Origin of the sequence: Acinetobacter sp. 2JN-4 (assembly GCF_003687745.1) — a bacterium.
In the GTDB taxonomy this organism is placed as follows: Bacteria; Pseudomonadota; Gammaproteobacteria; order Pseudomonadales; family Moraxellaceae; genus Acinetobacter; species Acinetobacter halotolerans.
In genome coordinates, this window is record NZ_RDNY01000003.1 from 152,104 (window position 1) to 164,359 (window position 12,256).

Sequence of the window (12,256 nt, forward strand, 5' to 3'; positions counted from 1 at the left end):
TCGTTTACAGTCCTTTCAAAAAAACAGTATGCTTAGGATGCAAAAAGGGAGCATACATGTATCAAGTACTGGCAAGAAAATACCGTCCACGTAATTTCAATGAGTTAGTGGGGCAAAACCATGTTTCTCGTGCTTTAACGAGCGCATTAGAACGTGGACGTTTGCACCATGCTTACTTGTTTACAGGGACGCGTGGAGTCGGGAAGACGACGATTGCCCGTATTTTAGCCAAGTGTTTAAATTGTGAGACTGGGGTAACCTCAACGCCATGCGAAGTTTGCGCAACGTGTAAAGCTGTTAACGAAGGTCGTTTTATTGATTTAATCGAAATTGATGCTGCATCACGCACCAAGGTTGAGGACACGCGAGAACTTCTTGATAATGTTCCTTATGCTCCCACTCAAGGACGGTTTAAGGTTTATCTGATCGATGAGGTTCATATGCTTTCAACGCATTCATTTAATGCGTTGTTAAAGACATTGGAAGAACCACCTGAACATGTAAAGTTTTTATTTGCGACAACTGATCCTCAGAAATTACCGATTACTGTAATTTCTCGTTGTTTGCAGTTCACCTTGCGTCCTCTGGCTGTCGATGAAATAACCACGCATCTCACTGAAATTTTAAATAAAGAGCATATTGATGCTGATCAAGATGCTATTTGGCAAATTGCTGAATCTGCACAAGGCTCAGTGCGTGATGCGCTTTCCTTAACAGATCAAGCGATTGCGTATGGTCAGGGTGCTGTTCACCACCAAGATGTTAAAGACATGCTTGGATTGATTGACCGTACGATTATTTATGATTTGATTTTAGCGATTCATCAAAACCAACAAGCCCGAGTCAGCCAACTGCTTTTACAATTTAGACAGCAAGCTTTAGATGTGTCTTTGGTCCTAGATCAGTTGGTTTCAACATTGCATGAATTGGCTTTGTTACAGTATTTGCCAGATCTTGCATTGAAATATAGCGAAGAAATCAATCAAAAAATTCTGCAACTCTCAAAATTGGTTTCAGCTCAAGATTTGCAACTTTATTATCAAATCGCATGTAAAGGGCGTGCTGAACTGCAACTGGCGGTAACGCAAGAGCAAGGCTTTGAAATGTGTGTTTTACGTTTGCTCGCATTTAGACCTTTATCTGTGGGTGAGATCACGGTTGTTGAGACAAACCCACATCATGTTGAGCTATCCCAAAAAGATGTGGTTTCGGCTGAAACAATCTCATCAGATACTCAGCAGTTGTCACAAGGTACTGTAGTTGAAGAGTCGCTTGCCGTTCAGCAAGAAATGGTTAGCGTTGAACCTGAACCTGAACCTGAACCTGAACCTGAACCAATCGTGCAGGAAAATCGTGAGGTCATGGTTTTTGATGCAGCGGATGGGCAGCTTATCGGATTAGACAGTGTCTCAGATCAACAGGTTTGTCAGTTGGATGTAGCTGCATCTGATGAAGTTCTCGTTTTCCCTGTAGAGCCAAAAGCGCAGACTGATCAAACTGTACATCAAGATATTGAACAGAATCGTTTACATGTCGAGCCTGAGTTATTCGATGAAGTTGTTGCGGTCGAGCAAATAACGGCACAACCGGCTGAGATTTCGACAGATATTCAACAAGCTGCTGTTGAAGCAACGGATTTGATGCCACAAGACATTCTAAAACTTCATGAACAGATGCTAGAGGGTGAGTGGAATTTGGAGAAGTGGGAGTATTGGTTTAGAACCAGTCAGCTTTCTCCAGCCGTTCAGGAGTTAGCCCAGCATGGAGTCATGCAAGGTGAGATAAATGGTGTATCAACTTTTCATATCCCTCAAGAATACGAAGGAATGCTATCGCAGTTACAACATGGTTTAGAGGATGCACTCAACTCGCAATGGCCAAATACCCAGTTCAATGTGCAGTATGGTGAAGTGCACTCTAATACACCTTTGGCGATACAAAACAAGCGTAAAGAAAAAGCCTTTAATCGAGCAGTGGAATTATTGCAACAAGAACCAACCATCAAAAGCTTGATCGAGACTTTTGATGCAGAACTACACAATATTCAATTGAAGTCCTGAGCGAGGACAAAGCAACGCTTTGTCCGAGCGCAAGACGAGAGCAAGGCTCGAGTGGCGGAATTAAACTTAGCTTTGTCCGAGCGCAAGGCTCGAGTGGCGGAATTAAACTTAGCTTTGTCCGAGCGCAAGGCTCGAGTGGCGGAATTAAACTTAGCTTTGTCCGAGCGCAAGGCTCGAGTGGCGGAATTAAACTTAGCTTTGTCCGAGCGCAAGGCTCGAGTGGCGGAACTAAACTTAAAGCAACGCTTTAGTCTGTTAGTAGATATGCGGTAAGGACATCTCGCATTTGTTTGGGAATTTTCGTGCTTTTTCGATTTATACGATCTACAAAGACATGAACAAAATGTCCCTGTGCGGCGGCTTGCTGTTGGCCTTGCTTAAAAATCGCCAGTTCATAACGTAACGATGAATTGCCAATTTTTCCAATTGCTACCCCCACTTCAATGATTTCTGGAAACGAGAGTTCTTGTAAAAAACTACAAGCTGAATCCACCACCAGACCGATCACGTCGCTGTGATGAATATCAAAACCTGTTTTTTGAATGAGCAATGAGTTGGCTGCGGTATCAAAATAACTATAGTAGGTCACATTATTGACATGGCCATAAATATCGTTGTCTGCCCAGCGAGTTTGTATATCCAAAAAGAATTTGAATTGCTCACGGTTTTTTAAAATCGGTTTGCTCATGCATAAATCGCCTGATAAATCTGTAAAGCATCTTGTTCGGTCATTGCTCTTGGATTATTTTGCAATAATCGCGTTTGAAGCATGGCATCCTTCGCCAGTTGTGGCAATTTTGCTTCTGCAATATCTAAGTCTTTTAATTTAAGGGTTAGACCACTTTGATCTAAATGATTTTGCATGTGATCAATAAAAAGATCGCATAATCCATCCGTACAGCCTGTACTACGTGCGTCGAGTAGCTGCATTAGCTCGGCGTAATAATGTTTAGCTTTTGGCACATTAAACTTCAATACTTCAACAAGTACCAAAGCATTGGTATGTCCATGTGAAAGATGGAAATGTCCTCCCAGAGGATAAGCAAGAGCATGCACAGCACCGACAGGTGCATTCGCAAAAGCTTGACCTGCCAACATGGAGCCGATCAGCATATTTTGACGAGCATCTAAGTCAGCGCCATTTTTGAGTACTTTGGCTAAATTTTGATTGAGTAATTGAAGTGCATTCTTCGCCAATATATCGGCATAAAAGTTTTTTTTGATATTTGAGGTATAGGCTTCAATCGCATGTACCATCGCATCGATACCCGTTGCTGCTGTGATGTGCGCAGGCAGCCCTTCTGTAAATGTGGCATCTAAAATGGCAACATCAGCATATAAAATGGGAGATACAACACCCATTTTGGTTGTCGCACCTGTCGTGACGATTGAAATCGGCGTGACTTCAGAGCCTGTTCCAGCAGTCGTTGGAACTAAAATAAGCGGCAAGCGAGGGGCTTTGGCCTGATTTACACCATAGATTTCACTGAGGTGCTGTTGTTGCTTTGGGTGTGCGAGTAAAGAAATGATTTTAGCGACATCCATTGAACTGCCACCACCAAAACCGATAATCACATCAATCATTTCTTGTTTAGCAAAATCAACTGCTTCTAATACGATATGTTCTGGTGGATCGGCTTGGATATCAGAGTAAATGATATAGTCGAGAGAGATTTGATTGAATATTTGTATGATAGGCTGATGTAGTTGATGTTGGATCATACCCGCATCTGTCACTAAAAGCGCTTTGTGATAATTATGTTGTGTTAAAACATGTTTAAGTTCTTGTATCGAACCTAGTCCCGCAATAATGTTCGGAACAGTTTGAAATTGAAATAGATTCATAGATACATCCTTATACTTGAACTTTATTTTCACTTTATAAATCAATTGCGCGCTAAGCTAAAATATTCTCTCTCACGATCATAGGTGAAATGTTAATAAACCCTAATAAATACAACATTTTTATATAAAGTGACTATAGGTTTCATTGCTTAAATAAATTACCATAAGACGCTGTTAAAATGTGTAGCGTTGAGGTGATTATGCCGTCCCAGATGCCATATAAGGTGTTATGTGTCTGTTTAGGAAATATTTGTCGCTCACCCACAGCTGAAGCGATTCTCAGACATTATTGTGATGCGCATGGTTTAGCGGTGTTGGTCGATTCAGCTGGAACAAGTAATTATCACCCCAATAAAGCGCCAGATGCTCGTAGTCAGCAACATGCCATACAGCGCGGCTATGATCTGTCCACACAAAGAGCAAGACAATTGCGATTAGAAGACTTCATTGAGTTTGATCTTATTTTAGCAATGGATCATGAAAACTTTGAAGATATTCAATCACTCATGGCTAAAGCCGTTCGACAATTTGGGGCTGATCAAATCCGTGCAAAAATAGCATTGATGAGTGAACACGATCCGTTATTTACCCAACAAGCTGTTCCTGACCCTTATTACGGTAGGGCTGATGGTTTTGACCGAGTGCTTGATCAATGTGAGTCGAGTAGCCAAGCATGGGTGAATATTTTTAAACAGCAAATCAAAGCAGGGTAATAGGATCTCACTCAACATGTATGTACAACAGCAAGTTCAGCTTAAACATTTAAATACCTTAAACCTGAATGCGATCGCTTCACACTATGTTCAAATTCATCAGCCGCATGATGTCATTGAAGCTTTGGTATTTGCTGAACAACAAGGTTTAAATGTTTTGGTTTTATCGGGTGGCAGTAATTTATTGTTGCCGCAGCAACTTCAAGCGTTGGTGGTGCACCTCAATATTCAAGGCATTGACCTGCTTGCTGAAGATGAAAATACAGTGACTGTGAAGGTTGGCGCAGGTCAGGTGTGGCATGATTTTGTTTTATATAGCACACAGCAACGCTGGTTTGGTTTACAAAATTTAGCTTTGATTCCTGGTTTAGTGGGCGCTTCACCTGTACAAAATATTGGTGCTTATGGTGTTGAGGTCGGTGAGTTTATTGAATCTGTTCAAGTCTATGATCGAGAATTGAAGCAGTTCGATTCAATTTTAGCTGAAGATTGTCATTTTGCTTATCGTCATAGCATTTTCAAAGATCAACCCAGTCGTTACATCATTGTCAGCGTAACTTTTAAATTGTTGAAATATGCAGATTTAAAGTTAAATTATGGCGATCTTAAGCAAGCAGTTGGCGATGAACTAACGGCAGAGAATCTACAAAATCAAGTGATTCATATTCGTCAGAGTAAATTGCCTGATCCGAAAGCATTTCCAAATGTGGGAAGTTTTTTTAAAAATCCAATTCTTACACAAAATGAATTTGACAAAATTGCTCAACAATTTCCAAACATTCCTCATTATCCACAAGCAAATAGCAATGTTAAAGTGGCAGCAGGTTGGTTGATTGATCAAAGTGGTTGGAAAGGTAAGCAGCTTGGATCAGTTGGTATGTTTCATAAACAGGCATTGGTGTTGGTGAATTATGCAGAAGCGACTTTAGCTGATGTTAAAAACACCTATAATGCCGTACAAAGTGATGTAAAACAAAAGTTTAGTATTCAATTGGAACCTGAACCTGTGTTATATAGTGAACAAGGTTTAATCCAAGCCCACAGTGAATGAGGAGATATATGGCTAAAGTACATTGGATGGTCAGTTTAGTACGCGTAATCACAATACTATTCGTGCTATTGGGCTGTTTTGTACTTTTTTTATATTCACCATTTTACTCTCAACTGATGGTCAAGGGGTTAAATCACTTTGTTTCAGTGGATGTCAATGAAGTTGCGGCTCAAAGTCAAAAATCCGCTGCTTTGAGTGAACATGAAAATTTAGAGCCAGGTTCCAACTTGTGGATCGCTCGACAAGCATATCTCAAATTAATCGAAAAGCGCTTTCAACCAGAAAGTTCTGAAGATTTAAAACTGATTCAAGCACGATATAAGTTATTACAACAGCTTATTGTTGAGCAACAAGAAAAAGAAAACGAACAGGAAAAAAAGCCAATTATTCCGTTAAGCAATGATCAAATGGAACAAGAGCAAGAGCGTGTCGCTGCTGCGAGTACTCCTATTGATTTTTTACAATTCAATACACCTGATAATCTGGTGTTAATGGAAAAGTATGTCGTTTTTTTAGAAACATATCCGATTGAGTTGCCGATCGTTGAGGAGCAAGAGGGACCAAATAAAGAAGATTTGCTCGAACTTGAAAAAAATAAAGACGGGACTGTTGAGGCTAAAAACAGCACTGAGCCTTATGCGATTGTGGTATTGGGCGGTGGTTTAACGCTCGGAGCAAATGGCAAAGATATCGTGGTAAATAATTACACGCGGTTACGCTTAGAGCGAACATTGCAAATTGAGAAGCAATATGATTTACCTATCGTACTTAGTGGTGTGGAAGCGCCGTATATGCAAGCATGGCTAGAAGAGCGTGGTATCGAAGCGAAATTACTTGAAAATAGAAGCATGAATACCTGTGAAAACTCTCGCTTTAGTTCACTTTTGCTTCAAAAGAAAGGGGGAGCACCTAAAGTCATCTTGATTACTGATGAATATCATATGCCTCGTACCCGACGTTTATTTGCATTGAATGGTATTGAGACTGTTCCTGTTGTTGCACCGATGCCAACCAGCTTAACGCGCTGGCGTCCAAGTGAGAAAAACTATGATCATAGTCGCCGTGCCAATTATGAAATGCTCGCCACGATTCGTGATGTGTTAGTTGGTTCAAGTGATTGTCGGGAGATACCATAATGTCCAATATTCCATTTTTAAATCCGACAATTTTAAAACAGCTTGATTTACCTATTCCCAATCGGGAAACTACGCCTCAAATCCTTGAAGCTTTGGATCTCGATAAGCCCTTTGAAGCACCGAAAGCATTACTTGCTTATCAAAAATTGTATGGATTGGACACACTGGAGTGTGATCAATGGCAAGGTTATGTAGAAATGCCATTGTTTCGTGTCCATGTACAAGTTTTTCAACCGAAGCAATCCGAAATACAAGGTAGCGTTTGCTTGCTACATGGGTATTTAGAACATAGTGGAATTTATCAGCCGATTATTAAAGAGATATTGGAGCAAGGGTTTAGTGTCATTACTTACGACTTGCCCGGGCATGGATTAAGCGATGGTTCAGCGGCAAGTATTCAAAACTTTGACCACTATCAACAGGTATTACATGCGGTTTATGATGCGGTTCGTGATGCAAAGCAATTGCCCAAACCATGGTTGGGAATAGGGCAAAGTACCGGTGGTGCGATTTGGATGCATCATTTATTGGAATTTGCACAGCGTAGAGAAGATCCGATCGTCAATCGGGTATTGTTATTGTCCCCTTTGATTCGACCTGCGAAAACAGCGTGGTGGCATAACTCAGTGGGATTAGGCATTATTCGGCGCATTAAAAGCCAAGTGCCACGACATTTCCGCCGCAATAATCATAACCCTGAGTTCCTCCGTTTTATTCGGCTTAAAGATCCGTTACAGCCTCGTATGATGGGGATGGATTGGATACTCGCAATGTCGAAATGGATGTTGGAAATGGAACAGCGACCAGCTTGTCGTATCCCTGTTTGGTTAGCACAAGGAGCGCTCGATCAAACTGTGGATTGGCGTTATAACATTGAATATATTAGACGTAAGTTTAGATTGCAGACTTTATTAATGCTAGAAGAAGGCTCGCATCAATTGATTAATGAGCGTGCCGATATTCGTGCTGCACTGACAGGGCTCATTCCTGCATTCTTACATGCCAAACCAAATCACCACTATTACTAGTGGTGATTGCTATTTAGCTTAGTTTTTATTAAAACTTAGTGGCATCTGCCATTTTCCACATCCGATAGTAGAAATTCTCATCATCCTCTAAGTCACTCTGTAGCAATTCTTTTTCTTTGAGAAAGAAATGAATTTGTGCATAGTTTTTGATTTCTCGATCATTCATACGTTGTGCTAAATGATGGGCTTTGATCTCTGAAGGATGGCTTAAGCCTGCGGCGGCTATCATTTCAGATAATGCATGTAAGGTGTTTTTGTGAAAACTAAACACGCGTTCGGACTTACTTGGCACATCAATCGCTTTTTGGCGATCTGGGTCCTGTGTGGCGACCCCAACAGGACATTGGTTGGTATGACAGCTTTGCGCTTGAATACAACCAACTGCAAACATAAACCCACGTGCGGAGTTGACCCAATCAGCACCTAAAGCAAAAGTGCTGGCGATATCAAATGCACTGATGATCTTTCCACTTGCACCGATTTTGACTTGGCTGCGTAAACCAGCACCGGTCAAGGTGTTGTGTACGAAGCGTAAACCTTCTCTTAATGGTGTGCCGATGTAATCACTAAATTCAATCGGCGCAGCACCTGTACCACCTTCAGAACCATCTACTACCACAAAGTCAGGCACAATCTTTGTTTCGAGCATAGCCTTCACGATACTCATAAACTGCCAAGGCTGCCCAATACACAGCTTAAAACCAACAGGTTTACCGCCAGACAGCTCTCTTAGTTGCTGAATGAAATGCATCATTTGAATTGGCGTGTTAAAGCTCGGATGTTTAGAGGGTGAAACACAATCATGATCTCTGGAAATACCGCGAATACGTGCAATTTCTTCAGTGATTTTATGCTTCGGTAAAATCCCACCATGACCTGGTTTAGCACCTTGTGATAGCTTCAATTCAATCATTTTAATGTGCGGACTTCTAGCTTGTAACGCAAACTTCTCAGGGTCAAAAAGCCCTTCAGGCGTGCGACAGCCAAAATAGCCACTGGCAATTTGCCAAACAATATCGCCGCCATTTTCTAAATGGTAAGGGCTCAAGCTGCCTTCACCTGTATCGTGATAAAAATGCCCCATTTTTGCGCCCAGATTCAATGCTCGAATTGCATTTGCGCTTAAACTTCCGAAACTCATTGCTGAGATATTCATAATGGAGGCACTGTAGGGTTGAAGACATTGAGCATTACCAATTTGAACACGAAAAGAGGCAGGATCAGCAGGTGGACATGGTGCGATGGAATGGACAATAAAACGATAGTTCGGCTCATATACATCGATAATTGAACCAAATGGTTTATCTGCATTTTCATTCTTGGCGCGTTGATAAACTAAGCTACGCTGCATTCGTGAAAAAGGTAATGCGTCTTGATCTGCTTCAATAAAATATTGACGAATTTCAGGACGTACGTCTTCAAAAATGAAACGGAAATGACCCAAAATTGGATAGTTTCTCAATATGGCATGTTTCTTTTGCAGCAAATCATGTAATCCCACTAGACTGAGTAAAGTTGTTACTAGCCAAAGCCCATTTAGCAGCGTGTCAGAAATAAAATAGTAAATGGTATGTGGAGTGTACGTTGCTTTGAACCAAGTAATACTTAAAGCGATAAAAATACAAAGAAACCAAACAGAATGTCTTGAAAAAAATGTGTTGAGTAATTTATGTCTTATCGCTTGTGCTGGACTAGCCATAGGCAAGAGATTCCTATCATTAAACAATGAAGCAACCATGCCAAGAACCAGATATAACTACAAGTAATGAATTGTTAGGTCTGAGAATGATTCTCTTAAAGCGGCTAAAATCAATTCCAATGTACATACATCAAATTTTGTATTCTTCTCAGATGGTTATTACTACACATCTTTTTATTGCTTAGTGAACTTTTAACGTGCTGACGCGCTTCGAGGTTATTTATACATTTTGCTATTCATTTAGTGGAATATTCATGTTTTATTGTATTGAGACCATGGTCGGATTTAGATATAAACCTATTTGTCGTTAAATCACGCTGACCCCGCAATATGGGGTGTTCGATTAAGCAGAGTAGAGTTCGTATAAATCGTAATAATTACACATAACATAATCAAATTATGTATTGCATAAATTGAATCTTTCTTGTAGCATGAATTTTAAGTTGGTAGCCAATGCTTAGACATGCTTTTTTAGCGTTGTATTTGGCTTACTTAAGGAAAGGAAAAGGTTTTAACACGGATGCTTTTGACCGATATATAAAAACACCGTATGCCTTTTCTGTTAACGCTTACACATGTTGTGATCTTTTAGATCGTTTTAACGGTGATAGTCATGATTAAATGATTATCTATAGATCCATATCATCGTGCTTAGCATTAAAACGGATGAATTTATCTCAATAAGGATAAGGGAAACTAGATGGACATTTTAGATAACCCATTAGAACTTTGTGGATTTGCTTTTATTGAGTTTGTTTCGACGGAAAATGGATTAGATCAAATTTTTGAGACAATTGGTTTTTCAAAAGTCGCAAAACACAAATCTAAAAAAGTGTATTTATGGCGTCAGGGTAATATCAATATCATTTTGAATTATCAACCTGAATCTTATGCTTCATTTTTCTTTAAAGAGCATGGTCCTTCAGCATGTGCAATGGGTTTTAGAACTCGTGATGCTGCAAAAGCCTTTAAGAATGCAGTCGAGCTAGGTGCAGAACCGATGCATTCTCAATCAGGGCCAATGGAACTGAATATCCCAGCGATTAAAGGCATCGGTGGTATGCCGATTTTCCTCGTAGATCGTGATATTTATGAGAATGATTTCATTTTCTTTGATGATGTTGAACGTAATCCACGCGGTGCTGGTTTAAATGAAATTGATCATTTAACCCATAATGTCTATAAAGGACGCATGGATTATTGGGCCAATTTCTACGAAAAAATCTTTAATTTCCAAGAAATTCGCTATTTTGATATCAAAGGTGAATATACAGGTTTGACCTCTAAAGCCTTAACTGCACCAGATGGTTTGATTCGTATTCCATTAAATGAAGATTCTGACAAAGGTAATGGTCAAATTGCTGAGTTCTTAGCAGATTTCAATGGTGAAGGCATTCAACATATTGCATTCATTACCGATGATCTTATTTCGACATGGGATAAGTTGAAGGGCTTAGGGCTTAAGTTCATGACGCCACCGCCAGAAACCTATTATGAAATGTTGAAAGAGCGTTTGCCTGAACATGGTGAACCGACGGATGAATTACAAAAGCGCGGTATTTTATTAGACGGCAATACTAAGGATGGTCAGAAGAAGCTGTTGTTGCAGATTTTCTCTGAAAATATGCTTGGGCCAGTTTTCTTTGAGTTCATTCAACGTAAAGATGATGATGGCTTTGGTGAAGGTAACTTCAAAGCATTATTTGAATCGATTGAACGTGATCAGATCCGTCGTGGTGTATTAGAAACCAAATAAATATCTCGGAAATCTATACTAAAAAGCCAAGAATCGATTCTTGGCTTTTTTGATTTTTTAGGATGAAAAGATGGTTTAAAAATTAACGCGTTTTAATATACTGATTGATTGCTGCAACTTCACGTTTGAATAATTCGAGTTTTTCACTGCCTGCATGTACAGGTAGGAACATTTCACTATCCAAAGCAACAATACAAAACTCCATGGCATGTTGTGCATTAAAAATAGGTAGACCAACCGCATTAATGCCCACCAGCAGATCACCTTGTGCGATCGCCATGCCATGCTGTAGCGTGGTTTCTTTGAGTGCTAAGAATTCATCCCAGTTCGATGGTTTAATTGGATAGTGGTTTTGTGCCGCTTTTTCCCATTCGGCATACATCAACGGCTGAATCACAGCTTCAGGCAAATAAGATGCAAAAATACGACCTGCCGCAGAGTTAACCAAAGGCATGGTTGAGCCGACTTTGGTCACAATTGAAATCGGGTGGTTTGATTCAATCGATTGTACGACTAAAGGACCTTTAGGTGACCATTTACTGATCTGAATACCGCAGCCAATTTTACTCTGTAGGTCATAGATCAGATGCTGAACCAGTTGTAGAACATCAGTATGTTGAATGCAACTAAGCCCTAAACGCCAAGCTTGGTCGCCTAATGCATACTGACCACCTTCCAACTGTTTTGCATAATTCATACGGATCAAGCTGACCAGATAACGATGTACTTTAGCTGGATGCATATCAAGTTGACTGGACAGCTCTTTTAAAATAATCGGTTTATTATGTTCCAAAAGGGCATTGAGAACGGATAATCCCACCTCAAGTGATTGAACCCCACCAGATAACTTTTCTTCAATCATTCAATAACCCTTCATCTACAATTCATCTAGCAGTATTGGTTTGATCTTGGTATTCGATTTTACGAGTTCTGCACATAATGCCTGAGCAGGTCGCAAAATAGAAATC

At 40.2% G+C, this 12,256-nt stretch carries 10 protein-coding genes; 6 read left to right on the plus strand and 4 right to left on the minus strand.

Annotated features, from left to right (window positions below; all coding sequences use genetic code 11):
* Positions 1 to 56: 56 nt before the first annotated feature.
* Positions 57 to 2,060: a DNA polymerase III subunit gamma/tau gene (gene dnaX / locus EAH57_RS05935; RefSeq protein WP_121929244.1), complete on the plus strand. Its 2,004-nt coding sequence runs from the start codon at positions 57 to 59 to the stop codon at positions 2,058 to 2,060.
* 247 nt (positions 2,061 to 2,307) lie between these two features.
* Here the strand turns inward: dnaX and EAH57_RS05940 are convergent, their stop codons facing one another.
* Together EAH57_RS05940 and EAH57_RS05945 are read right to left on the minus strand one after the other, a co-directional pair.
* Positions 2,308 to 2,748 carry an acyl-CoA thioesterase gene (locus EAH57_RS05940; RefSeq protein ID WP_121929245.1) on the minus strand — a complete coding sequence of 147 codons (441 nt, stop codon included), beginning with the start codon at positions 2,746 to 2,748 and terminating at the stop codon, positions 2,308 to 2,310.
* Entirely contained in the window at positions 2,745 to 3,905 is a 1,161-nt protein-coding gene (locus tag EAH57_RS05945) for an iron-containing alcohol dehydrogenase (RefSeq protein WP_121929246.1), read from the minus strand. The genes EAH57_RS05940 and EAH57_RS05945 overlap by 4 nt, the downstream gene beginning before the upstream one ends.
* 200 nt (positions 3,906 to 4,105) lie before the next feature.
* Here EAH57_RS05945 and EAH57_RS05950 point away from each other — a divergent pair, with 200 nt between their 5' ends.
* From EAH57_RS05950 to EAH57_RS05965, 4 genes are read left to right on the plus strand one after another with little or no spacing between them, the layout of a single operon-like run.
* Positions 4,106 to 4,618: a low molecular weight protein-tyrosine-phosphatase gene (locus tag EAH57_RS05950; protein WP_121929247.1), complete on the plus strand. Its 513-nt coding sequence runs from the start codon at positions 4,106 to 4,108 to the stop codon at positions 4,616 to 4,618.
* 16 nt (positions 4,619 to 4,634) lie between these two features.
* On the plus strand, positions 4,635 to 5,669 hold the full coding sequence (gene murB, locus EAH57_RS05955; protein ID WP_121929248.1) for a UDP-N-acetylmuramate dehydrogenase: 1,035 nt from the start codon (positions 4,635 to 4,637) through the stop codon (positions 5,667 to 5,669).
* A gap of 8 nt (positions 5,670 to 5,677) precedes the next feature.
* Positions 5,678 to 6,805 carry a YdcF family protein gene (locus EAH57_RS05960; protein WP_121929249.1) on the plus strand — a complete coding sequence of 376 codons (1,128 nt, stop codon included), beginning with the start codon at positions 5,678 to 5,680 and terminating at the stop codon, positions 6,803 to 6,805.
* Entirely contained in the window at positions 6,805 to 7,833 is a 1,029-nt protein-coding gene (locus EAH57_RS05965) for an alpha/beta hydrolase (RefSeq protein ID WP_121929250.1), read from the plus strand. The genes EAH57_RS05960 and EAH57_RS05965 overlap by 1 nt, the downstream gene beginning before the upstream one ends.
* A gap of 28 nt (positions 7,834 to 7,861) precedes the next feature.
* Here the strand turns inward: EAH57_RS05965 and EAH57_RS05970 are convergent, their stop codons facing one another.
* Complete coding sequence (locus EAH57_RS05970) at positions 7,862 to 9,532, minus strand: FMN-binding glutamate synthase family protein (protein WP_121929251.1); 1,671 nt, start codon at positions 9,530 to 9,532, stop codon at positions 7,862 to 7,864.
* A 700-nt stretch (positions 9,533 to 10,232) separates the two neighbouring features.
* On the opposite strand from EAH57_RS05970, the gene hppD reads away from it, so the two are divergent.
* Positions 10,233 to 11,288, plus strand: a complete 1,056-nt coding sequence (gene hppD, locus EAH57_RS05975) for a 4-hydroxyphenylpyruvate dioxygenase (RefSeq protein WP_121929252.1) — start codon at positions 10,233 to 10,235, stop codon at positions 11,286 to 11,288.
* Between the two features lie 82 nt (positions 11,289 to 11,370).
* On the opposite strand, the gene EAH57_RS05980 is transcribed toward hppD, so the two are convergent.
* The gene (locus EAH57_RS05980) at positions 11,371 to 12,150 is read right to left on the minus strand and encodes an IclR family transcriptional regulator (protein WP_005196748.1); all 780 of its coding nucleotides are present in this window, start codon (positions 12,148 to 12,150) and stop codon (positions 11,371 to 11,373) included.
* Positions 12,151 to 12,256: the final 106 nt, after the last annotated feature.